Here is a 24247-nt window from a genome sequence, read left to right as displayed (position 1 = left end):
ACCTATGACCGAACTGGTAAGTGTTGATATTCAGCGCATTCTGGAAATGATTCCGCATCGTTATCCATTCCTGCTTATTGACAAGGTTGTTGATATTGCCGTCGACGATTCAGCCGTTGGCATCAAGAATGTAACGATGAACGAGCCGCAATTTACCGGCCATTTCCCGGAACAGCCGATCATGCCCGGTGTTTTGATCATCGAAAGCATGGCACAGACGGCGGCCATCCTTGTTGTCCAGACCCTTGGCGAAGATGCCGAAGGCAAACTGGTTTATTTCATGAGCATCGACAATGCACGGTTCCGCAAGCCGGTCGTACCGGGTGACGTCATGCATATCCATGTGAAGAAAAAACAGAGCCGTGGTCCGGTCTGGAAATTCGAAAGTGAAGTTCGCGTCAACGATCAGGTCGTTGCAGAGGCTACCATCGCCGCGATGATCCGGGGCAACTGATAATGTCAAAAGTGCATCCAACCGCCATTGTCGAAGACGGCGCCCAGATTGGCCAGGATGTAGAAATCGGGCCATACTGTGTTGTCGGTCCGCAGGCGGTTCTGGGTGATCGCGTCAAGCTGCATAGCCATGTCGTGATCGCCGGAATTACGTCAATCGGTGAAGACAGTATGGTCTTTCCGTTTGCGTCGGTTGGTCATGCGCCGCAGGATTTGAAATTCAAAAACGAACCGTCGCGTTTGATCATCGGCAAACGCAACAAGATCCGCGAAGGGGCGACCCTTAATCCCGGCACCGAAGGCGGCGGGATGGAAACGACGATTGGCGATGATTGCCTGTTTATGGCGGGCGCGCATGTCGGCCATGATTGCCATATCGGCAATCATTGCATTCTGGTCAATAACGGGACGCTTGCTGGCCATGTTGTGGTCGAGGATTTTGCGATTGTCGGCGGCCTTTCGGCAGTGCACCAGTTTGTCCGTATTGGCAGACATGCCATGATTGGCGGCATGACCGGGGTTGAAAGCGACATCATTCCTTATGGTTCCGTGATCGGCAACCGTGCCTATCTTTCGGGGCTTAACCTTGTCGGGTTGAAGCGCCGCGGGTTTGATCGCGAAACCATCCATGCACTTCGCAAGGCGTATCGTCTTTTGTTCGCACAGGAAGGCACGCTTGCCGAGCGGGTCGAAGAAGTTGCCAAGGATTTCGAGAATGTCGGCCCGGTCATGGAAATCATCAGCTTCCTGAAAGCGGAAAGCATGCGTTCCGTATGTACGCCGAAATATGACAGCTCCGCAGGATAACCCCGCAGCAAAGCTTGGTATCATTGCAGGTGGTGGTGCGCTTCCCGCCCGTTTGGCTGCTGCCGCGACAGCAGCCGGGCGGGATGTTTTTATCGTGAAGCTTGATGCCCATGCCGATGATCCTGCACTTGACGACTATCCCCATACGTCGCTTCGCATCGGGGCAGCGGCCAAAATCCTAGATCGTCTGAAATCCGAAGAATGCCGTGATGTCGTGCTTGCCGGAAAGGTGGCGCGCCCGTCATTTGCATCGATCCGGCCCGATTGGCGGGCAGCGAAATTGCTGATGAAAGTCGGCATGAAGTCTCTTGGTGATGACGGTTTGCTGCGTCTGGTTGCCGGGGAACTTGAACGGGACGGGTTCCGTCTGGTCGGCGCGCACGAGATTTTGGGTGATCTGGCCGTCGAGGACGGCATTCTTGGCAAGGTGAAGCCCGATGATCAGGCCGTTTCGGATGCGCAGCACGGCTTGAATGTCGCCCGGATTCTGGGGGCGGCTGATGTCGGGCAGGGCTGTGTGGTGCAACAGGGGCTTGTTCTGGCACTTGAAGCCATCGAAGGCACGGATGAAATGATCCGCCGGTCTGCCGATTACCGTCGAGAGGGTGTTGGCGGCGTTCTGGTGAAGTCGGCAAAGCCGCAGCAGGACAGGCGCCTTGACCTGCCAGCGATTGGTGTTTCGACCGTGGAAAACGCGCACAATGCCGGATTACGCGGCATTGCGTTGCTTGCCGGTGGTACGATGATTATTGACCGCGAAAAAACCGTGAAACGTGCCGACGAACTTGGATTATTCATTATCGGGCTTTCAGTGCAGGAACCGGCACAGAATGACTAGGTCGGAAATCCTACAGAGCCCGAAAATCATGCTGGTTGCGGGCGAGGCATCCGGGGATCAGCTTGGTGGCCGGTTGATGGCCGCGATCAGGGCGCGCCTTCCCGAGGCCCGTTTCATTGGTGTAGGCGGACCGCGCATGACGGGCGAGGGGTTGAATAGCCTGTTTCCGATGGACGAGATGTCGGTCATGGGCCTTGCCGAGGTCCTGCCGCATATCCCGCATTTGCTGAAACGTATCCGCCAGACGGCGGAATATGCCCTTGAGCAGCAGCCTGATGTGGTCATCACCATTGATGCCCCGGATTTCAGTTTTCGCGTTGGCAAGAAGCTGAAAGGAAATGGCATTCCGCTGGTGCATTATGTGGCGCCATCGGTCTGGGCATGGCGACCGGGACGGGCGAAGAAAATTGCGGGTTTCCTTGATCACCTGTTGGCGTTGCTGCCGTTTGAACCACCCTATTTCGAGCGGGTCGGGCTCCCGACCACCTTTATCGGCCATTCCGCGGTCGAGGAACGCCATGGCGGCGATGCCGCGCGGTTCCGGGATCAGCACGGCATCGCGCCGGACTGCAAGATACTGACGGTTCTTCCGGGCAGTCGCAATTCGGAAGTCACCCGCCTGTTGCCGGTTTTCCGTGAAGTATGCGAACGGCTGGCCGGGGATTTTCCCGATACCCGTATCGTTGTGCCAACGGTGAGTAAGGTCGCGCAGGTTGTGAGTGATGCCGTTTCTGACTGGCCGTTGCAGCCGATTGTTGTTACCGGGGATCAGGACAGGCGGGATGCGTTTGCCGCGTCCCATGCGGCGCTGGCGGCATCAGGGACGGTGTCGCTTGAACTGGCGATCACCGGTGTGCCGCATGTGATCGGCTATAAGTTAAGTCCGATTACGGCATGGATCGCGCGGCGACTGTTGCGGATTGATACGGTGACCATTGTCAATCTGGTGCTGGGAAGGAAGCTTGTGCCGGAATTCCTGCAACAGGATTGCACACCGGACCGAATTATCCCGGTTCTGAAATCGCTGATGGCAGACGGTGCAGGCCGGACCACGCAACTGGATGGGTTTGATGCGGCCACAACCATGCTTGGCTTTGGTGATCGTCCACCAAGCGAGAAGGCCGCGGATGTCATCATTGAAATCATAGAGAAAAATTCATCGGCCAAGGCTGGCATTAGCGGGCAATAACGCATAGTTTGGCTTCATTGACCCAATGAATGACGGAGCCATTTCCAATGCGTTATTTGCACACCATGGTGCGTGTCGAGGATGTTGATGCATCCATGCGTTTTTATTGCGATCTGCTTGGCATGAAGGAAACCCGGCGCATTGAAAGCGAGAAGGGGCGTTTCACCCTGATTTATCTTGCGCCGCCTGCCGACGAAGCCAGTGCGAAGGCCAACAAGGCCCCGGAACTTGAACTGACCTATAACTGGGACCCGGAAAGCTATTCCGGCGGGCGCAATTTCGGCCATCTTGCCTATGAGGTCGATGACATTTATGCGCTTTGCCAGAAGCTGATGGATGCCGGTGTCACCATCAACCGCCCGCCGCGCGATGGTCATATGGCGTTTGTCCGTTCGCCGGACGGGATTTCGATCGAATTCCTGCAAAAGGGCGAAAGCCTTGCCCCGGCGGAGCCTTGGGCCAGCATGGAAAATACCGGTTCCTGGTAATGCCGTAACCGGTTGATCAAAAAGCAAAAAGGCCCGGAAAATTCCGGGCCTTTTCTATGTCGGTATTGGCGCAGATTAGCGCTTGTTGACCGGAACGAACGGACGTTCGGAAACACCGGTGAACAGCTGGCGCGGACGGCCGATTTTCTGCGACGGATCTTCGATCATTTCTTTCCACTGGGCGATCCAGCCGACGGTACGGGCGACTGCGAACAGCACGGTGAACATGCTGACTGGAATGCCCATCGCCTTGAAGATGATGCCCGAATAGAAATCGACGTTCGGATAGAGTTTCTTCTCGATGAAGTACTCGTCTTCACGTGCGATGCGTTCGAGTTCCTGTGCAACGTCAAGTAGCGGGTCCTGTACGTTGAGTTCTTTGAGAACTTCGTGGCAGGTTTCCTGCATGACCTTGGCGCGCGGATCGTAGTTTTTGTAAACGCGGTGACCAAAGCCCATCAGACGGAACGGATCGTTCTTGTCTTTTGCCTTGTTGACGAATTCCGGAATGTTTTTCACATCGCCGATTTCGTTCAGCATTTTAAGAACGGCTTCGTTCGCACCGCCATGTGCCGGACCCCAGAGGGATGCAATACCGGCAGCGATACATGCAAACGGATTTGCACCCGAAGAACCGGCCAGACGAACGGTCGAGGTCGATGCGTTCTGTTCGTGGTCGGCATGAAGGATCAGGATACGATCCATTGCGCGTGCAAGAACCGGATTGACTTCATATTCTTCGCACGGATTGCCGAACATCATCTGCAGGAAGTTTTCTGCATAGCCGAGTTTGTTGTTCGGGTAACGGAACGGCTGACCGATCGAGTATTTGTACGCCATCGCTGCGATGGTCGGCATTTTCGCGATCAGGCGATAGGCCGAGATCAGACGCTGGTTCGGATCGTTGATGTCGGTGCTGTCATGATAGAAAGCAGACATCGCGCCAACCACACCGCACATGATGGCCATCGGGTGGGCGTCGCGGCGGAAACCGTTATAGAAGTTGCGCATCTGTTCATGCACCATGGTGTGCATGGTGATGTCATTTTCAAATTGCGCCTTGTCTTTTGCGTTCGGCAGATCGCCGTAAATCAGCAAATAGCAAACTTCGAGGAAATCGGATTGTTCGGCAAGTTCGTCAATGGCATAGCCGCGGTGACGCAGAATGCCGACGTCGCCGTCAATATAGGTCAGCTCGGACTGGCAGGAGCCGGTCGAGGTGAAACCCGGGTCATAGGTGAAATATCCGGTATCGGCGTAGAGTTTCCGAATGTCGATTACAGACGGACCAACGCTACCCTCGATCACCGGCAATTCGATCGACTTGCCAGTGGCATTGTCGGTCAGTGTCACGGTGTGGGAAGTCTTGGAATTCTGAGCCATGACTATTTTTCCTTCCCTGTTTGAACGAACACGGTTTTCAAGTTGTGTGCAGCATAGTGCTGCGGCGCACAAAGCGCAAATTCAGTGTTTAAGTTTTTTATTCTACGCCGTTATTTAGCATCGAATTTGCGGATGCGTTTCAGCGTTTGGGATTTGCCAAGCACAATCATTACTTCGAAGATGCCAGGCGATGAGTTGGAACCGGTGAGCACGGCCCGCAAGGGCTGCGCGACTTTGCCGAGCTTCTGATCGAGTTTTTCGGCAATGTTGCGAACGCTTGCGTCAACGTTCTCTTCGGTCCAGTTTTCAAGCGCGTCGAGTTCCTTTGCCAGTTCGGCAAACAGGCCTTCGGGGGCGCTATCAATCAGGGACTGAGCTTTCTCGTTAAACGACGTGACGCCGTCTGTAACATAGAAGGCCGAAGAGTTGGCGAGCTCGATGAGTGTCTTGGCTCTTTCTTTAAGCCCTGACATGCCTTTGATCAAGATTTCTTTTTGCGCTGCGTCAATTGCATCGACGCCAATCTGTTTTGCGATCAGCGGTGCAATGTCGTTTGCAAGGCGGGTATCATCTGCCTGACGCAGATAAACGCCATTCAGGTTGGTAAGCTTGGCGAAGTCGAAACGGGCCGCACCCTTGCCAACATCTTTGATGTCAAACCATTCGATGGCCTGATCCTGGGAAATGATTTCCTCGTCACCGTGACCCCAGCCAAGACGCAGCAGGTAGTTGTTTACGGCTTCGGGCAGGAAGCCCATTTCATCGCGATAGGCGTCAACACCGAGCGCACCATGGCGTTTGGACAGCTTGGCGCCATCCGGCCCGTGGATCAGCGGAATATGGGCGAATGTCGGGACATCCCAACCCATGGCGTCATAAAGTGCTTTCTGGCGGAATGCGTTCGTCAGGTGGTCATCACCACGGATCACATGGGTAATACCCATGTCGTGGTCATCCACCACGACCGACAGCATATAGGTCGGTGTGCCATCGCCCCGCAGAATGACGTAATCGTCAAGCTGATCATTGGCAACGCGAACATCACCCTGCACCTGATCGGAAATTACGGCATCGCCTTCCTGCGGCGCCTTGAGGCGCACGACGGGCTTGACGCCAGCCGGGGCTTCGGAGGCATCGCGGTCGCGCCAGGTACCGTCATATTTCATCGGGCGGCCTTCGGCGCGCGCCTTTTCGCGCATTTCCTGAAGTTCTTCCTGCGAGCAATAGCAATAATAGGCTTTGCCGGCCTTGATCAGTTCATGGGCGACTTCGGCGTGGCGGTCGCGACGGGCGAACTGGAAGGTCGGTTCTTCGTCTGCGGTCAGGCCAAGCCAGTTCAGTCCGTCAAAAATGGCTTCGACGGCTTCGGGGGTTGAACGTTCCCGGTCAGTGTCTTCGATACGCAGCAGGAATTTGCCGCCGGTGTGTTTGGCGTAAAGCCAGTTATAAAGGGCGGTGCGTGCGCCGCCGATATGCAGAAACCCGGTCGGAGACGGGGCAAAACGGGTAACAACCGTCATTCACTCTATCCGTTGGCTGGATGTTGTTGCTTGTCGTAATGACTTTTGGCGTGCACGCTATAACACATATGCGGCGGTGTTGCACCACAGCCGATGATAGATAGAAACTGTGTGCCGGGCAGGCTATTGTACATTCGTCGAATAAGTCGCAATGGAATTAATAAAAATCAATATGTTGCGGAATTAATTTCGCAAACTGGATTGTTGTTGGCCGCGCGCAGAAATTCCTGGATCCTGTGTGCGGTTATATTCTTCGGGTTGGGATGCGGGACGTATTTTTCACTTCCAGCGCGTTTGACAGTCGAGCAAACCGGGCTTGCAGTGATTCTTTTGCTGTCGGGATTGTGGATTTCGCGGCGCTGGATTTTGCCATTCTTCGGCATTTTGCTAATGACCGGCTTTTGCAGCGGGTTGCTGATCGCATCCATCCATCTTGAAATGGCGCCATCCGGGCTTCTGACCAAGACGCTTTACATGACAGAGATCGAGGGCGACATCACGCTGCTGGAGCCGCGCGGCGGGCGGATGCGCATGACCGTGGTGCCGATCCGGATCGCGGGGCTTGAGGACAGGGCATTTGACTGGAAGGTGCGATTGAGCCTGCCGGGTGGGGACGGGCTTGCAGTCGGGGACCGGATTGCTGCCAAGGCGCGTTTGTTTCCATTGCGTGCGGCGTCCGTTCCGGGGGATCCGGATTTTTCACGCGGTTTGTATCTGGACGGGATCGGGGCAACCGGTTTTGTTTTTGGCCATCAATACCGTGTGGTGACGGCGGCGGATGCGGGTTTTCTGCAACCGTTATCGGAACGGATCGAGTATTTGCGTCTTGCGATCATGGAGGAAATTGATCGTGTTCTTGCGTGGCCTGAATCAGGCATTGCCAAGGCGCTGATCGTTGGCGAACGAGGTGATGTCGGCGAAGAGACGGCGGATGATCTGCGCAAATCGGGGCTTGCGCATCTGTTGGCGATTTCCGGTCTGCATATGGGGCTTTTAAGCGGGACGGTGTTCTTTTTCCTGCGGTTTGGCCTGGCGGCCATTCCGGCCATTGCATTGCGGTTTCCGATCAAGAAATGGGCGGCCATCGGGGCGATGGTGTCCGCCGTGATTTATCTTGGCCTGTCGGGGGCCAGTGTGCCAACACAGCGGGCCTTTATCACCCTGACGATTGTCTGGGCGGCGTTGTTGCTGGACCGGCGGGCGATATCGCTTCGGCTGGTGGCGATTGCGGCGCTTGTTGTTTTGATATTGCGACCCGATGCGGTGCTGGGGCCAAGCTTTCAGCTTTCCTTTGCCGCGGTATCGGTGCTGGTGGCATTTTACGATGGGCCGGGCAGGCGATGGTTTGAGGCGTCTGGGGACCGGTCATGGGCCTTCCGGCTTTGGCTGTTTTTTGCCGGGCTGGTGGTGACCGGATTGCTGGTAACCGCAGTGACCGCCCCGATCATCGGGTTTCATTTCGGGCGGATTTCGATGATCGGGATCGTGTCCAACCTGATTGCCATTCCGGTTATGGCGTTTTGGGTGATGCCTTTGATTGTGGCGACGCTTGTTCTGATGCCGTTCGGGGCCGGGGCATTGCCCTTGTGGTTGATGAAGCCGGGTTTGACCCTGCTGATTGAAACGGCCTCTCTTGCTGCCGATCAGGCGTGGGGGCTTTGGCATGTCGAGCAGTTCAGTGCCGTATTTGCCATCGGTATCATGATGGCGATTGCCTGGTGGCTGGTCTGGCGGGGGAACGCGATTGCCCGGTTGGCTGTCATTCCGCTATGCGTGGCGATGATGGCGCAAATCCTGTATCGCCCGGCGGATATTCTGGTTTCCGGGGATCAGGAAAGCTGGGCCATCCGGGACCGGGAGCAAAACAGGCTTATCCTGCCCGAAGGCATATCGGATTTTCAGCAATCGGTCTGGATGGCGCGGTTTGGCATTGCTGATCATGATGTCGATCAGATTATCGAGAAATGCGATGCCGCGGTTTGTTCTGTGAGTGTCGGAGGACAGCGGGTGATTGTTGCCAATGATTTTGCCAATCCGTTCTATGCGTGCCGCCATGCCGATATGATCATCAGCCTGAAACGCGATATGCCGCGTGATATCTGCGCGCGTGATGTGACGGTCATTGATGATGACATGCTGTGGTGGCAGGGCGGTGTATCGGTTTCCCTGCGACCGGGGAGTGCTCCGGTGATTGAAACCGTGCGTGAAACGTCCGACACCTGGCCGTGGATTATTATCGGGGGCAGAGTGGTCAAATAAAAACGCCGCCAGACGGGCTGACGGCGTTTTCGATATTCCGGTATTTGTCTGATCAGTATTGGCGCAGCAGACCTATCAGGCGTCCCTGAATGCGGACACGGTCCGGCGACAGGGCACGCGTTTCATAACGTGCATTGGCCGGTTCCAGCAGAACTTCGCCGCGACCGCGTTTTAGACGTTTCAGGGTGGCTTCGGCGTCGTCAACCAATGCGACAACAATGGTGCCGTCATTGGCCTGCTCACACCGCTGGATCAGAACCGTATCGCCATCAAGAATGCCAGCATCAATCATCGAATCACCGGAAACCTCAAGCGCATAGTGGTCGCCGGTCCCCAAAAGGGCGGCAGGAACCTGCACCATTGTGGTCTGATCGCGAAGGGCTTCGATCGGGGTACCGGCCGCGATCCGGCCAAACAGCGGCAGGGAGACGGATTCACCAGAGTCCGAGAAGGCCGATGGCACGGTTGCCGGCCGGTGGGCGGCCTTTCGCGCGGTTGCGATGGATGTCACATTGGCGGGTGTTTCAGCCGCGTCATCATCGTTATTATCGGGAAGACGCAGAACTTCGAGCGCGCGGGCCCGATGGGCGAGGCGTCGGATAAAGCCGCGTTCCTCAAGCCCGGTAATCAGGCGATGAATGCCGGATTTGGATTTCAGGTTCAGGGCTTCTTTCATCTCGTCAAAGGAGGGCGAGATGCCATGATCGCGAAGGTAATTATCGATATAGACCAGCAATTCGTATTGCTTGCGCGTCAGCATGATTTTTCCCGAACCAGTAATAAGAACAAACCGAATACATGAATGTTCTACTTTGGTTCTTGCCGTTCGTCAAGCACCAGAACCCGAAAAATCGCTGTTTAAGGGCATTCTTTCGGTCAAGAAACGAAATTCCGGTACTTTCGGGGGTCAGTCGGCGGTGAAAAGACCCGATTTTCCGCCTTCCTTATGGACGACGCGGATATCTGTAATCCGCATGGATTTATCTACCGCCTTGCACATGTCAAATACTGTCAGTGCGGTAATGGAAACGGCGGTCAGGGCTTCCATTTCGACGCCGGTTTTGCCTGTGGTCTTGCAGGTCGCGACGATATCGACTGCGTCGGTATCGGTTGCCAGTTCCAAGGTGACTTCGACCGAGGTCAGAGGCAGGGGATGGCATAGCGGTATCAGGTCGGGGGTTTTCTTGGCCCCCATGACTCCTGCAAGCTGGGCGATGCCAAGAACGTCGCCCTTTTTATGGCCGTGTTCGGCAATCAGCCGGGCCGTTTCCGCCGACATCAGGACACGGCCCTTTGCGACGGCGATGCGCGCGGTATCGCTCTTGGCCGAAATATCGACCATGACGGCATTACCAGCGGCGTCGATATGCGAAAGTTTGTCTGCCATGCCTGTATCTTGTTCCGGTATCAGGCCGCGAGGCCAAGGATATTACGGGTGGCGGCGGTGACGTCGTCCTGACGCATCAGGCTTTCGCCGATCAGGAAGCATTGCGCCCCGACCTTTGCCATCCGGTCGAGGTCATCATGTGTGAACAGGCCGCTTTCGGCGACCAGCATCCGGCTGTCATCAACCATGCCAGCGAGTTCTTCGGTCGTGGTCAGGGAGACTTCGAGCGTTTTCAGGTTGCGGTTGTTCACGCCAAGCAGCTTTGATTTCAGTTTCAGTGCGCGTTCGAGTTCCGGTGCGTTGTGCACCTCGATCAGGACATCCATGCCAAGGTTGTGTGCGGCGTCTTCAAGCTCTGCTGCCTGGGCATCTTCAAGGGCGGCCATGATAAGAAGGATGCAATCGGCACCCAACGCCCGGGCTTCGGTCACCTGATAGGGATCAAGCATGAAATCCTTGCGCAGGACCGGCAGGTCAACCGCGCTACGTGCCGCGATCAGATAGCTGTCATCGCCCTGGAAATAGGGGATGTCGGTCAGAACCGACAGGCAGCTTGCACCGCCAGCTTTATATGCCTGTGCCAGAACAGGCGGATTGAAATCCGGTCGGATCAGGCCCTTGGACGGGGAGGCTTTTTTAATTTCGGCAATCAGGCCGTAACGACCGTCCGCAACCGATGTTTCAAGCGCCTTGATAAAGCCACGTGGGGCGGATTGCGATTTGGCGGTTGCTTCGAGGTCGGCAAGCGATTTGCGCGCCTTGCAGGCAGCGATATGATCGCGTTTGTCGTTACAGATGCGTTCAAGTACGTCGCTCACGCTGCGGTCCCCTGATTGGAAATGCTGACAAGTGCCTGCAGGGTTTCTGCGGCTTTGCCGGAATCGATGGCAACCCGTGCCTTTGCGATGCCATCGGCAAGATCAGTTGCGATGTCGGTAACGACAAGTGCGGCCGCGGCATTCAGCAGAACGATATCGCGATAGGCACTTTTTTTACCGGCAAGAAGATCAAGAATGGCCTGCGCGTTGGTCTGGGCATCGCCCCCTTTAAGCGCATCAAGGGTGACGATTTCAAGACCGTAATCTTCGGGATTGATTTCGAAGGTCGTGACCTTGCCGTTTTTGACTTCGGCGACAAAGGTCGGGCCGGTCGTCGAAATTTCGTCAAGGCCGCTATGACCATAGACAACCCACGCATGTTCCGAACCCAGGCGGTTCAGCACATTGGCAATCGGTTCGACCCATTCACGGGCGAAAACGCCCATGACCTGGCGTTTGGTTTTGGCCGGGTTGGCCAGCGGACCGAGCAGGTTAAAGATCGTGCGCGTGCCCATTTCAACGCGGGTCGGCATCACGTGACGCACCGCCGAGTGATGGCGCGTTGCCATCATGAAGCACAGATTGATTTCCTTTAGCGCCTTTTCGAGAAGCGCCATATCGGCATCAAGATTGACGCCAAGCGCCAGCAGGACATCGGCCGATCCGGATTTTGACGATGCCGCGCGGTTGCCGTGCTTGGCAACGATGGCACCGCAGGCCGCCGCAACGATTGCCGCCCCGGTCGAGATATTGAAGGTGCCGCTGCCATCGCCACCGGTGCCGCAGGTATCAACCGCATTGGGCGGGGCGATAATGCCGGTCGCCTTGGAACGCATGACGCGGGCCGCCCCGGTGATTTCATCGACCGTTTCCCCGCGCAGCCGCAGCGCCATAAGGAAAGCCCCCATCTGAGACGGCGTTGCCTGACCGGACATCAGAACGTCGAAGGCCTGTTCGGCCTGTTCCTCGTTCAGTTTTTCGCCATTTGCGACTTTGGCCAGGATCGGCTTCAGGTCATATTCAGTCGACATACGGGTTTCCTCGGTTAGCGGTCCGGTGCGGTTTCATGCGCCGGGGAAGTCTATAAAATTCTTCAAAAGGGCATGGCCGTGTTCGGATGCGATGCTTTCGGGGTGGAACTGGACCCCGTGGATCTGATGCTGTTTGTGACGCAGCCCCATGATCAGACCATCCCTGTTTTCCGCCGTGATTTCAAGGCAATCAGGCAACGTATCGCGATCCACAACCAATGAATGGTAACGTGTGGCTTCAAACGGACTTGGCAGGCCGTTGAAAACGCTTTTGCCTTCGTGTGCCATTGCATCGGTCTTGCCATGCATGCATTCCGGCGCACGAACGACATTGCCGCCGAAGGCCTGACCGATGGCCTGATGACCAAGACAAACGCCAAGCAGTTTGACCTTGCCTGCCGATGCCGTGATCAGGTCAAGACAGATACCCGCACGATCCGGATCACATGGACCGGGCGAGATCACGATGCCTTCGGGCTTTAAAGCCAGCGCATCATCGACGGAAATTTCGTCATTGCGGCGTACTTCGACCTCGGGGCCGAGTTCGCGCAGATAGTGCCACAAATTGAATGTGAAGCTGTCGTAATTATCGATGAGGAGATACATCGTGGCGCCGGGCTGTGAATATCAGATCGCGCAGAGAATAAACGGCATTACCGCTACGTCAAGCGATTGCAAAAACCATTTTTCCAGCCTTTGTTGGGGCCTTTGGTTGTGGCTTTAACAGGGTGCTAACCGGATCGGGTATAAAAGCTTCCGAACACAAGCCGACATAATCGGTATATAATCACCATATGGGTAACACGACCCAGCAAACGAGACTGGAGACCAGAGCGTGGCACGCCGGGCACAACCCGCCAAAAAGAAAAAAGTGGCACCGCGAAAAAGAGGCCGTGGCAAGGCTGCACCGAAGAAGAAATCGGGCGGCATTGGCCGTCTGATGCTGGGCGGCGCGATTGTTGCGGGGACCATTTCTGCGTTTATTGCCGCAGGCAGCATGCTTGAGCTTGATCGCGCGTCGCGTGATCTTGGAGAACGCGTGACGAAAGCCGAACCCGAATATACGCCCGAACCGGCCCCCGTGCCGGAAAGCCGCAATTATGATTTCAGCGAAAGCAACGGTAATCGCGACCGGACCGGATATATGGTCGGTGAACGGACACCGGGCGAAACCCCCGCACCGATGACCGAACCGCAAAAGACACCGGAAACGCGGTCACCTGATCCTGTCGTGCCGCCGAATACAGGTAACATCGGGGGCGGTGAATATAAAGACGGGCCGCCGCCATGGCAGAAATTTGCAGCCCTTAGCCCCGAAACGGGAACCGCCCCGGTTATTGCGATTGTAATCGATGATGCGGGTCTTGATCAGCCGCGTACTGCACGCACCACCGAATTGCCGGGGCCGGTGACGATTTCCTATTTGCCGTATGCGCGTGACCTTCAGCGTCAGGTGCGGGATGCGCGGGCACGTGGTCATGAAGTCATGCTTCATATGCCGATGGAGCCGTCTTCTGCGTCTGTTGATCCGGGGCCACATGCCTTGCTGGCAAGCTTCGACCGGGAAAAGATCCTTCACGAGATGACATGGATGCTTGACCAGTTTGACGGTTATGTCGGGGTGAACAACCATATGGGCAGCAAGTTCACATCCGACCCGGAACGCATGCAGGTGGTGATGGAGGTGATGAAAGCACGCGGGCTTTTGTTCCTGGATTCCAAAACCAGTGCGAAGTCGGTCGGATTTTCGATGGCGCGCCAGTATGATGTTCCGGCGCTTGAACGGGACGTGTTCATTGATGACGCCGATGATGCCACAAAGATCGCTGAAATGCTGGCACGGATCGAAAAGGTTGCTGCCAATCAGGGATTTGCGATTGCGATTGGCCATCCGCGCGATTTGACGCTTGAAGCCCTGCATAAATGGATTCCGGCGATTCAGGCGAAGGGATTTGTTTTGGTGCCGGTGACTGACATCCTGCGGCGAACAAGCCCGAGTGCGACAGGTTGATCACCGCCTGCCTGATCATCGATTGATCAAAGAAAAGGCCCGCAGATGATGCGGGCCCTTTCTATTGCGTCGGACATGCGCGACATCAGGCGAAGCGATGGGCTTCGCGGGCGGCGGCCATCAGAGCGCCTGCCTTGTTCTGGCATTCCTTGTGTTCAAGTTCCGGTTTGCTGTCGACGACGATCCCGGCGCCTGCCTGAATGTGGATCTGTTCGTCCTTGATAACGGCAGTACGAAGCGCGATGCAGGTATCCATCGATCCATCGGCCGAGATATAGCCGATACAACCGGCATAAATGCCGCGCCGGACCGATTCCAGTTCATCGATGATTTCCATGGCGCGGACCTTTGGCGCGCCCGATACCGTCCCGGCGGGGAAACCGGCCTTGAGTGCATCCATTGCGTCATATTTTTCGTCGATCTGACCAATGACGTTGGAGACGATATGCATGACATGGGAATAGTATTCGATGGTTTCGCGGTCGGTGACGCGCACGGTGCCCGGTTTGGCAACACGGCCGACATCGTTACGGCCAAGGTCAAGCAGCATCAGATGTTCCGAACGTTCCTTTGGATCATCAAGCAGGTCCTGGGCCATGACCTTGTCGTCTTCGGGCGTGTGACCGCGCCGACGCGTTCCGGCAATCGGGCGAATGGTGACTTCGCCGTCGCGCAGACGCACAAGGATTTCCGGGCTGGCACCGACAACCTGAAACCCGCCGATATCCAGATAGAACATGAAGGGCGACGGATTGATCCGGCGAAGGGCACGGTAAAACGCGAAAGGCGGCAGATGATAGGGCAGCGTGTAACGCTGTGACAGGACGACCTGAAAGATATCGCCCGCACGGATATATTCCTTGGCCTCATCGACCATTTTATGGAAGCCGGCCTCATCGACGCTGACCTTTGGATCGGGCAGGGTAGCGGGAACCGATTTGGACCGGCGATCCAGAAACAGGTTGCGCTGAAACTGCTGTACGACATCGTTCAGGCGCGCGCAGGCAAGATCATAGGCCGCATCGGCATCAATCCCGTTTTCGGGGCGGACCGGTGTTACCACGGTGACGGTATCAGCGATGGTATCGAAGCTTGCCGTCACCGTCGGGCGGATAAAGATGCCGTCGGGGACGCCCAGTTCATCTGGATTGCTGTCGGGCAGCTTTTCCATCAGACGGACCGTGTCATAGCCCATATAGCCGACAAGACCGGCACTCATGGGGGGAAGGTTGTCGGGCAGGGCGATGTGGCTTTCGGCGATCAGCTTTTTCAGGCTTTCAAGCGGAGCATCGGGTTCGGCTTCGAACGCGTCGGCATCGGCAAGGGCGCGACGGTTCAGTTCGGCCTTCTGGCCAAAGCACCGCCAGATCAGGTCGGGGCGCAGGCCAAGGAATGAATAGCGTCCACGAACGGCACCACCTTCGACAGATTCAAGCAGATAGGTATTGGGCATGCCTTCGGCGATCTTGAGAAACGCCGAGACCGGTGTATCCAGATCCGCCGTAAGCGAGGTCCAGAGAACCTGTGAAATACCATTGTTGTAGTTCTGCTTGAAACTGTTGAAATCCGGTTTGATTTCCATGGTCTGTCCAATTTTGGTCGATTTGGGTGGGCGATGTCGGATAGGGCGGAGTTTAACGAAAAAGGGCGGCCCGATGAAAGGCCGCCCCATTCCGGATCGGGATCAGTTTGCCGCGGTTTGCGGATAAAGACCGTTGATCACGCTGTTATTGACGCTGACCGAAATCTCGTCCTGCAGATAATCGAGATACTGCGCAAGAATGTCTTCGTTCAGGGCCTGTTTCAGTTCGGTCACGACCGGGTCTGCATCGCCTTCGGCAATGGTGGCGGCCTTGATCTCGTCAAGTTTCAGAACCAGAACATTTTCACCGGACTGAATTGCCTTTGCCTTGCCTTCGTCAAGGGTGAAGAGGGCGGCGGCAACAGCCGGGCTGACACCGTCTGCAAGGCCCTGACCGGTACGTTTGGTCAGACCGCTTTCTGTGATTTCGGCATTCTCGCTGGTTGCGAGTGATGCGATATCGGCATTCTGGTCATTGATCGATGCGGCAAGCTGATCAGCTTTTTCAAGCATCAGGCGATTGCGTTCATCGGTTTTCCATGCGGTGACAACGTCGTCACGAACTTCTTCGAACGGACGCAGCGCGGCAGGGGTTACTTCATCAACGCGCGCGACGTAACGAACGCCGGTCGAGGTTTCTTCAAGGAAGCTGTCCTCGCCCTTGTCGAGTTCGAAAATCATGGCGTTGATTTCAGCGCTGTCGGCGATATCGGCATCAAGGCCTTCGCCACGAACAACATCGTTCAGCTTATAGGTCTTTGCGCCAACTGCGTTTGCGGCTTCTTCAAGCGGGGTACCAGCCCCCAGTTCATCGTCAAGTCTGGCGGCAAGGTCATAGATTGCGTCTTCTGCCTTGAACTGCTTGACGCCTTCTTCGACATCGTCGCGAACCTGATCAAGGGTTTCGGTCCGTTCCGGCGTAATGGCGGTTACGCGAATGATGTGCCAGCCAAGGGCGGTTTCGACCGGTTCGGAAAACGCGCCTTCTTCAAGACCAAAGGTCGCATCGCGCAGATCGGGCAGGATGTTGTCGGCGGTGAATTCACCAAGCTTCACAATCGACGGGTCCATGCCGGCATCCTCGGTCGCGACCGTCATGAAATCGGCACCGTTCTGAAGGGCCTTGTAGGCCTCCTGTGCGCTTTCCTTTTCATTGGGAGCAAACAGGATCTGTTCGACCACGCGTTTTTCCGGTGTCTGGAATTCCGGCAGGCGATGGTTGTATGCCTCGTTTATTTCGTCGTCGGTGACATCCATGTTCGCCGCGAGATCGGCAGCCGAAAGGGTGACCAGAGTCACATTGCGGCTTTCGGGTGCGGTGAATTGCGGGGCATTTTCTTCGTGATATTTACGAAGGGCCGCGTCATCGGGCGTTTCGATATTGTCGAACTGCGATGCGTTCAGGGCAAAGAAGCTGCCGCTACGCTGTTCGTTGCGGTAGGCGGCAATCTGCTGCGCCATGATGTCTGGTGCATTGACGGCACCGGCAAGGCTTCCGACAACCTGCTGGCCCATCATGTCACCACGCACGCCTTCGATGAATTCCGGTTCGGTATATCCGCTGGAATACAGCGCCTGAAGGAAACGTTCGCGGTCAAACTGGCCGGTGGTTTCGTTCTGGAAGCCGGGAGACGCAAAAATCGTATCGCGGACTTTTTCGTTGCTGATGCCAATTCCCATTTCCTTGGCGTTTTCACGCAGGATTTTCTGGGAGACCAGATTTTGAACCGTATTGTTCAAAAGGCCCATCTGGATGGCTTGCTGACGGTCGAAATTGGGACCGAAAACGCTGCGCATATTCTGGATGCTGCGCTGGAAGGCTCGATCCAGTTCGGCGGGACTGATGTTTTGGCTGCCGATTTCAGCAACCTGGCGTGAGGTGCCAAGGTTGAGCATCGACGCATTCAGGCCCCATCCGACGAAGCTGATTGCGATCACACCAAGAATGATCTTGGCGAAGATTGATTTCGAAAAAGAGCGAATGCCAGCAAGCATATGATAAGCCTAACAATTCGTGGTTTGGTGCCAATGGCAATGCAGGTGACATTGCATCGGCAGCGTTTCTTTTGTGTGCCGGAATATTATAAAATCCCGTCGCAATTGCCGCGCATCTTAATGGCGAGAGGTAAGGGCGGCAACATCCGATTGCATTGACCGTGCCCGAAGTTCGGTTGACAGTGTTTTCCGGGGCTTGGCCGGGGCAAAGTCGCGTGTTAAAACCCGCGTCGAGCCGTGTTTGTAACAATACGTGTCGGATCGGTTCCCACATGGCAAAGCCATACCGATCCACAACCCGTCGCAGCAAGAGGTAGATAACCATATGTCACAACGCCGTCCCCTGATCGCCGGAAACTGGAAAATGAACTGCCTGCGTACCGACGGGCTTGCACTTGCGCGGGGGCTGTCTGATCGCGCGAAAGCCAAGGGTGATCTGGCATGTGATATTCTGGTCTGTCCGCCGGCAACCCTGATTTCTGATGTTGCCGGTGTGACGAATGGCAGCGCGGTCAAGGTTGGTGGACAGGATTGCCATGTTGCCGTTTCGGGCGCGCATACCGGCGATATCGCCGCGCCTATGCTGGCCGATATCGGCGCAAGTTATGTTCTTGTCGGGCATTCGGAACGTCGTGCGGATCACGGCGAAAGTTCGACCGTGATCCGTCAGAAAACAATGGCGGCCCATGATGCCGGCCTGATTGCGGTTGTCTGTGTCGGCGAAACCGAGCAGGAGCGCGACCTTGGCGCGACGCTTGCGGTGGTCAATGGTCAGATTGCGGTTTCGGTTCCCGATGATGCGACGCCGGAAAATACCGTGATTGCCTATGAGCCTGTCTGGGCGATTGGCACTGGTCGCACGGCAAGCGTTGATGAAGTTGCCGAAGTCCATGCTGCAATTCGTGCAGAGCTGACGGCACGATTTGACGATGGCGACAAGTTCAGAATTCTGTATGGTGGGTCGGTAAAGCCGTCCAATGCGGCTGAATTGTTGGCTGTACCTGATGTTGATGGTGCACTGGTTGGCGGGGCGAGCCTCAAGGTTGACGATTTTTGGCAAATTATTGAAAGTTGCGCCTAGCCAACCGTCATAAAACACGTTAAATACGCATCAAATTTTTGCCCGATCCGGCCATAATCATGTTCGGATCGGAAGTTAGGACAAGAGTTTCGAGACCATGCAAACTGTCATTCTGGTAATTCACCTTCTTCTTGCGCTTGGCATGATTGCCGTCATTCTCGTACAGCGCAGCGAGGGCGGTGGGCTTGGTATCGGCGGAAGCGGCGGTGGCGGCGGCGGTAACTTCGGCGTCATGAGCTCGCGCAGCGCAGCAAACCTTCTTACACGTACCACCGCGATTCTTGCCGGGGCATTCATGATCACAAGCCTCGCCCTGGCATTGTTGTCCAACACTCATACCCGGCCGACATCCATACTGGACCAGGCACCGGCCCCGGCAGCTGAACAACAGCCAGCCGAGGACACCGGACCGGCGGCTCCGACCCGCTAAAAAATTAACCGACGACCAGAGGCGGCAAACTTGCCGCCTCAATTTTTGATTGTTGTATTCCCCGGTTCGTGATGCACTGAGCGGCATCGAACTGCGGCGTTTTGCTTTGAGATGAGGCAAAGACATGACCCGTTATATCTTTATCACCGGTGGCGTTGTTTCCTCGCTGGGCAAGGGCCTGGCGTCTGCTGCTTTGGGTGCCTCGCTTCAGGCACGTGGTTTCACTGTTCGCCTGCGCAAGCTTGATCCGTATATCAACGTCGATCCGGGCACCATGAGCCCGTATCAGCACGGCGAATGCTATGTGACCGAAGACGGGGCCGAGACCGACCTTGATCTTGGTCACTATGAACGTTTTACCGGCGTTTCATCGCGTCGTTCCGACAACGTGACCACCGGTCGTATCTATTCCAGCGTGATTGCGCGTGAACGTCGCGGGGATTATTTGGGCGGGACCGTTCAGGTGATCCCGCACATCACGGATGCTATCAAGGAATTCGTCCAGTCCGATGCTACCGAGGATTTTGTCCTTGTCGAGATCGGCGGTACGGTTGGCGATATCGAAAGCCTGCCGTTCCTTGAAGCAATCCGCCAGATGGGTAACGAGCTTGGCGATGGCCGCACGCTGTTCATGCATCTGACACTCGTGCCGTATATTTCATCGGCGGGCGAGCTCAAGACCAAACCGACCCAGCATTCCGTCAAGGAACTGCAAAGTGTCGGTATCCAGCCTGATATCCTGTTGTGCCGTTGTGACCGTGAAATCCCGGTCAATGAGCGCCGCAAGATTGCGCGTTTCTGTAACGTCCGCGAAGCGGCCGTTATTCCGGCCTATGACGTTGATAACATTTATCAGGTGCCGATCAGCTACCACCAGTATGGTCTTGATAACGAAGTGCTTCATCACTTTGGCCTGCAGGCACAGGACCCGGATCTGCGTCCGTGGGAAGAAATCTGCAACATCATCCGTAACCCGGAAGGTGAGGTCACCATCGGGATCGTTGGCAAATACATTCAGCTGCCCGATGCCTATAAGTCGCTTACCGAAGCACTGACCCATGGCGGTATCGCCAACAAGGTCCGTGTCAAACTGGAATGGATTGCGTCTGACGCGCTTGAAAAAGAAGGCGATGTTAGCGAAATCCTGTCCAAACTGGATGCGATCCTGGTGCCGGGCGGATTTGGCGAGCGTGGCACGGAAGGCAAGATTGCCGCTGCGCGCTATGCACGGGAAAACAAGGTACCGTATTTCGGCATCTGCTTTGGCATGCAGATGGCGGTTCTTGAGGCTGCACGCAATCTTGCGGGTCTCAAGGATGCATCGTCATCGGAATTCGGTCCGACGAAAACCCCGCTTGTCGGTCTGATGACCGAATGGGCTAAAGACGGCGGTTCTGTCGAGCGTCGTTCGGATGAGGATGATCTTGGCGGCACCATGCGCCTTGGCAATTACGAGTGCAAACTGGTTGACGGTTCGCGTGCACGCGACATCTATGGCAGTGAGACCGTTCTTGAGCGCCATCGCCATCGTTATGAAGTTAACGTAAACTTCATGGGGCAGCTTGAGGAAAAAGGTCTTAAATTCTCGGGCCTGTCGCCGGATGGACGTTTGCCGGAAATCGTCGAATACCCGAATCACCCGTGGTTCATCGGGGTTCAGTTCCACCCGGAACTGCGTTCGCGTCCGCTTGATCCGCATCCGCTGTTTGTGTCCTATATCAAGGCCGCCAAAGAGCGCAGCCGTCTGGTTTGATCAAACAGCCTGAATGAAAGACTGCAAAATGACGGAAATCAAAACTGTCAAAGTCGGCAAGATCGAATTCGCCAATGACAAGCCTTTTGCCTTGCTGGCAGGGCCATGCGCGATCGAAAGCCGTCAGCATGCACTGGAAATGTCCGCAGCCCTGAAGGAATTGTCCGAAGGGATGGGGATCGGGCTTGTTTACAAAAGCTCGTTTGACAAGGCGAACCGCACCAGCAGCACATCCAGGCGTGGGGTTGGTCTGGTCGAAGGGCTCGACATTCTGGCCGAGGTCAAGGAAAAGACCGGCCTTCCGATTGTTACCGACGTTCACCTGCCTGATCAGTGTGCCGCGGTTGCGGAAGTTGCCGACATCCTTCAGATTCCGGCATTCCTGTGCCGTCAGGCCGATCTTTTGCAGGCAGCGGGTAAAACCGGACGTGCCGTCAATGTCAAAAAGGGCCAGTTCCTGGCACCCTGGGACATGGCCAATGTTGCCAACAACATTGCATCGACCGGCAATGAAAACATCATGCTTTGTGATCGTGGAACCAGCTTTGGCTATAACACGCTGGTAACCGATTTCCGTGGACTTCCCACCATGGCCCGTCAGGGCTATCCGGTCGTATTTGATGCGACCCATTCTGTTCAGCAACCGGGTGGGCAGGGGACAACATCGGGCGGTCAGCGCGAATTTGCGCCGGTATTGGCGCGTGCGGCTGTATCTGTCGGTGTTGCAGCCCTGTTTATCGAAACCCACGATAACCCGGATGCGGCCATCAGCGATGGCCCGAACCAGATTCCGTTAAACAAGCTTCCCGAAGTTCTGTCGGTTTTGATGGAACTGGACAAAGTGGCAAAAGCCAATCCGGTTCGTCTGGACATGTTTAACGATTGATATGCAAATGCCGCCATCAGAGATGATGGCGGCATTTCTTTTATGCTGTAACCAAAGTACCCCGCAGGGGTGCAGATAATCTCAGTGAGGAGAATGTTTCCGTCATGACCGCTATTATCGATATCCGCGGCCGCGAAATCCTCGATAGCCGTGGCAACCCGACTGTCGAAGTTGATGTAACCCTGGAAAGTGGCGCCTTTGGTCGTGCAGCCGTTCCGTCGGGTGCATCTACCGGTGCGCATGAAGCCGTCGAGCTGCGTGACAAGGAAGACCGTTATCTTGGCAAGGGCGTGACCAAAGCGGTTGCCGCCGTCAATGGCGAGATTTTCGAAGCCCTGGCCGGTATGGATGCCGAAGACCAGGTCGAAGTCGACAGTGTCATGATTGATCTTGATGGTACGCCGAACAAGGGCCGCCTTGGCGCGAACGCTATTCTTGGTGTGTCGCTGGCGGTTGCAAAGGCGGCTGCAGAAGAAGCGGGCCTTCCGCTTTATCGTTATGTTGGCGGTGCTTTTGCCCGCACCCTGCCGGTGCCGATGATGAACATCATCAATGGCGGCGAGCATGCCGACAACGCAATTGATGTTCAGGAATTCATGGTGATGCCGGTTTCGGCAGAAACTGGTTCGGATGCGATCCGCATGGGGGCGGAAATCTTCCATAACCTGAAAAAGGCGCTTTCGGCCGATGGTCTGAGTACGTCTGTTGGTGATGAAGGTGGTTTTGCCCCGAATATCGGGTCGAGCGAAGAAGCCATCAGCTACATCATGAAATCGATCGAAGCTGCCGGTTATCGCCCGGAAGAAGACGTTGTTCTTGCCCTTGATGCGGCATCGACCGAATTCTACAAAGGCGGCAAATACGTTCTGGCTGGCGAAAACAAGACCCTTGATGCCGACGGCATGGTTAAATACTGGGCCGATCTGGTCAGCAAGTATCCGATCTTCTCGATCGAAGACGGCATGTCTGAAGATGACTGGGATGGCTGGGCAGCCTTGACGTCGGAAATCGGCAACAAGGTCCAGCTGGTTGGCGACGATCTGTTCGTGACCAATCCGAAACGTCTTGCCGATGGCATCAAGAAGGGCGTTGGCAACTCCATCCTTGTGAAGGTCAACCAGATCGGTTCGCTGACCGAAACGCTTGAAGCCGTCGAAATGGCGCACCGTGCCGGTTATACTGCCGTCATGTCGCACCGTTCGGGCGAAACCGAAGATTCGACCATTGCCGATCTGGCGGTTGCAACCAATTGCGGCCAGATCAAAACCGGTTCGCTGTCGCGTTCTGATCGTCTGGCGAAATACAACCAGTTGATCCGCATCGAAGAGATGCTGGGAACCGGCGCCTATTATCCGGGCCGTTCGATCCTGAAATAAGGGTTGAAAACCGGGTTGATACTGAAAGCCGTCCTGCCATTGCAGGGCGGCTTTTTGTTGTTCAGGATCAGCTAATTGAACGTAGTGGCAGCATAATAGCGCCGCTGTTTTAAGCTTATTTTTACTCTGTTGTGATTAGCTTTAAGCGTAATTTTGCGGGGATTTTTATTGCGGCGATATTTATGCCTTTGTGATCAAAGGAAAATAACGCACGCAGTTTTTCCATTCCGGGTTCGGAATGGTAGGTTTCCTGTTGATTCTTTTCTCGCACGCACGGGGCAGGGGTAAATGTCGTCAACATCGCCGGTTATTCGCCGACTTGGTCAGGCAATTGCACCGGTTATTGCATTTACCATCATGGTCTATTTCATCTTCCATAGTGTGGAAGGGAACCGTGGATTGCTGGCTTACTGGTCGATGCAGGACCGCGTTGCCGAGATTGCCAAAGTACGCGATGAAATCACGGAAAAACGAAAGCATCTGGAACAGCGCGTTATCGCGATGCGCCCCAAGCATCTTGATCCGGATCTTCTGGATGAACGGGCACGTGCGATGCTGAATGCGGCCCATCCGGATGACCTGATTATCTTCCATCACAATGGTTATCCTGTGGACGATACCATCGCTGCCAGCCAGTAAGCGGCAACAGGGCAGGCGGTTTAGAATCCGGTTTCATTTTTGCAGACAAAGCAGTCGGCGCTAAATGTCATGGCGTCGGCTTTTGGCTTTGTCATTGCCCGTATTCGCGTCGAAATTGTTTCTGGCAAAATTTTCTGTTCCCGTTATGACGTTGTTTCAACTGCCTTTTGGTTCAGTATTGCCTTTTGGTAGCTTGAGATAAAACAGATGCAACCCCCTGTGTCTTCTGGCGGTTGCGAAATAAACGTGTCGGATCTGTGATATTCTTTTCAGGAAAGCATAGCATTTGTGACCTGCTGGAATGAACGGGGATGAAGCCGG

At 55.5% G+C, this 24247-nt stretch carries 22 protein-coding genes; 13 read left to right on the top strand and 9 right to left on the bottom strand.

Annotated elements, in window-relative coordinates:
* Positions 1–4 precede the first annotated feature (4 nt).
* From fabZ to R1T41_RS18965, 5 genes are read left to right on the top strand one after another with little or no spacing between them, the layout of a single operon-like run.
* Entirely contained in the window at positions 5–454 is a 450-nt protein-coding gene (gene fabZ, locus R1T41_RS18985) for a 3-hydroxyacyl-ACP dehydratase FabZ (protein ID WP_007089442.1), read from the top strand.
* Between the two features lie 2 nt (positions 455–456).
* Positions 457–1260 (top strand): acyl-ACP--UDP-N-acetylglucosamine O-acyltransferase, encoded by an 804-nt coding sequence (lpxA, locus tag R1T41_RS18980; RefSeq protein ID WP_062948617.1) that lies wholly within the window; start codon positions 457–459, stop codon positions 1258–1260.
* Positions 1241–2098, top strand: a complete 858-nt coding sequence (locus R1T41_RS18975) for an LpxI family protein (protein WP_062948619.1) — start codon at positions 1241–1243, stop codon at positions 2096–2098. The genes lpxA and R1T41_RS18975 overlap by 20 nt, the downstream gene beginning before the upstream one ends.
* A complete protein-coding gene (gene lpxB / locus R1T41_RS18970; RefSeq protein WP_317338562.1) occupies positions 2091–3287 on the top strand; it encodes a lipid-A-disaccharide synthase in 1197 nt (398 codons plus the stop codon). Before R1T41_RS18975 ends, lpxB begins: the two co-directional genes overlap by 8 nt.
* 47 nt (positions 3288–3334) lie before the next feature.
* Positions 3335–3775, top strand: a complete 441-nt coding sequence (locus R1T41_RS18965) for a VOC family protein (RefSeq protein WP_062948623.1) — start codon at positions 3335–3337, stop codon at positions 3773–3775.
* A gap of 75 nt (positions 3776–3850) precedes the next feature.
* Here R1T41_RS18965 and R1T41_RS18960 read toward each other — a convergent pair whose 3' ends face one another.
* Both R1T41_RS18960 and gltX read right to left on the bottom strand, forming a co-directional pair.
* On the bottom strand, positions 3851–5158 hold the full coding sequence (locus R1T41_RS18960) for a citrate synthase (protein ID WP_062948625.1): 1308 nt from the start codon (positions 5156–5158) through the stop codon (positions 3851–3853).
* Positions 5159–5268: 110 nt separating this feature from the next.
* The gene (gene gltX, locus R1T41_RS18955) at positions 5269–6678 is read right to left on the bottom strand and encodes a glutamate--tRNA ligase (RefSeq protein ID WP_317338559.1); all 1410 of its coding nucleotides are present in this window, start codon (positions 6676–6678) and stop codon (positions 5269–5271) included.
* Positions 6679–6804: 126 nt separating this feature from the next.
* Here gltX and R1T41_RS18950 point away from each other — a divergent pair, with 126 nt between their 5' ends.
* Complete coding sequence (locus R1T41_RS18950) at positions 6805–8937, top strand: ComEC/Rec2 family competence protein (RefSeq protein ID WP_411045476.1); 2133 nt, start codon at positions 6805–6807, stop codon at positions 8935–8937.
* Between the two features lie 52 nt (positions 8938–8989).
* On the opposite strand, the gene lexA is transcribed toward R1T41_RS18950, so the two are convergent.
* From lexA to R1T41_RS18925, 5 genes are all read right to left on the bottom strand, one after another.
* Positions 8990–9697: a transcriptional repressor LexA gene (gene lexA, locus R1T41_RS18945; protein ID WP_062948630.1), complete on the bottom strand. Its 708-nt coding sequence runs from the start codon at positions 9695–9697 to the stop codon at positions 8990–8992.
* A 147-nt stretch (positions 9698–9844) separates the two neighbouring features.
* The gene (moaC, locus tag R1T41_RS18940; RefSeq protein WP_411045565.1) at positions 9845–10345 is read right to left on the bottom strand and encodes a cyclic pyranopterin monophosphate synthase MoaC; all 501 of its coding nucleotides are present in this window, start codon (positions 10343–10345) and stop codon (positions 9845–9847) included.
* A complete protein-coding gene (trpC, locus tag R1T41_RS18935) occupies positions 10345–11142 on the bottom strand; it encodes an indole-3-glycerol phosphate synthase TrpC (RefSeq protein WP_317338555.1) in 798 nt (265 codons plus the stop codon). Before trpC ends, moaC begins: the two co-directional genes overlap by 1 nt.
* Positions 11139–12173 carry an anthranilate phosphoribosyltransferase gene (gene trpD, locus R1T41_RS18930; protein WP_062961478.1) on the bottom strand — a complete coding sequence of 345 codons (1035 nt, stop codon included), beginning with the start codon at positions 12171–12173 and terminating at the stop codon, positions 11139–11141. Before trpD ends, trpC begins: the two co-directional genes overlap by 4 nt.
* 33 nt (positions 12174–12206) lie before the next feature.
* A complete protein-coding gene (locus tag R1T41_RS18925; protein WP_209221983.1) occupies positions 12207–12779 on the bottom strand; it encodes an anthranilate synthase component II in 573 nt (190 codons plus the stop codon).
* Positions 12780–13008: 229 nt separating this feature from the next.
* Here R1T41_RS18925 and R1T41_RS18920 point away from each other — a divergent pair, with 229 nt between their 5' ends.
* A complete protein-coding gene (locus tag R1T41_RS18920) occupies positions 13009–14184 on the top strand; it encodes a divergent polysaccharide deacetylase family protein (RefSeq protein ID WP_317338554.1) in 1176 nt (391 codons plus the stop codon).
* A gap of 85 nt (positions 14185–14269) precedes the next feature.
* On the opposite strand, the gene trpE is transcribed toward R1T41_RS18920, so the two are convergent.
* On the bottom strand, positions 14270–15766 hold the full coding sequence (gene trpE, locus R1T41_RS18915) for an anthranilate synthase component I (RefSeq protein WP_317338553.1): 1497 nt from the start codon (positions 15764–15766) through the stop codon (positions 14270–14272).
* Positions 15767–15868: 102 nt separating this feature from the next.
* Positions 15869–17761 (bottom strand): SurA N-terminal domain-containing protein, encoded by a 1893-nt coding sequence (locus R1T41_RS18910; protein WP_062961481.1) that lies wholly within the window; start codon positions 17759–17761, stop codon positions 15869–15871.
* A gap of 325 nt (positions 17762–18086) precedes the next feature.
* Between R1T41_RS18910 and tpiA the strand changes: the two genes are divergently transcribed.
* The 6 genes from tpiA (at position 18087) to R1T41_RS18880 (ending at position 23926) form a co-directional block, all read left to right on the top strand.
* Positions 18087–18842: a triose-phosphate isomerase gene (tpiA, locus tag R1T41_RS18905; protein ID WP_062948649.1), complete on the top strand. Its 756-nt coding sequence runs from the start codon at positions 18087–18089 to the stop codon at positions 18840–18842.
* Positions 18843–18939: 97 nt separating this feature from the next.
* Positions 18940–19272, top strand: coding sequence for a preprotein translocase subunit SecG (gene secG / locus R1T41_RS18900; RefSeq protein WP_062948651.1), 333 nt, complete (start codon positions 18940–18942; stop codon positions 19270–19272).
* A gap of 124 nt (positions 19273–19396) precedes the next feature.
* A complete protein-coding gene (locus R1T41_RS18895) occupies positions 19397–21025 on the top strand; it encodes a CTP synthase (protein WP_062948653.1) in 1629 nt (542 codons plus the stop codon).
* A gap of 28 nt (positions 21026–21053) precedes the next feature.
* Positions 21054–21911: a 3-deoxy-8-phosphooctulonate synthase gene (gene kdsA / locus R1T41_RS18890; RefSeq protein WP_062949341.1), complete on the top strand. Its 858-nt coding sequence runs from the start codon at positions 21054–21056 to the stop codon at positions 21909–21911.
* A gap of 104 nt (positions 21912–22015) precedes the next feature.
* Positions 22016–23287, top strand: coding sequence for a phosphopyruvate hydratase (gene eno / locus R1T41_RS18885; protein WP_062948655.1), 1272 nt, complete (start codon positions 22016–22018; stop codon positions 23285–23287).
* A gap of 288 nt (positions 23288–23575) precedes the next feature.
* Positions 23576–23926, top strand: a complete 351-nt coding sequence (locus R1T41_RS18880; protein ID WP_317338550.1) for an FtsB family cell division protein — start codon at positions 23576–23578, stop codon at positions 23924–23926.
* The last annotated feature ends 321 nt before the right edge of the window (positions 23927–24247 follow it).

It is taken from the genome of Thalassospira lucentensis (assembly GCF_032921865.1).
GTDB lineage: Bacteria > Pseudomonadota > Alphaproteobacteria > Rhodospirillales > Thalassospiraceae > Thalassospira > Thalassospira lucentensis_A.
The sequence above is the reverse complement of the archived record's forward strand: the minus strand, read 5'-3'. Positions and strand labels throughout refer to the sequence as shown.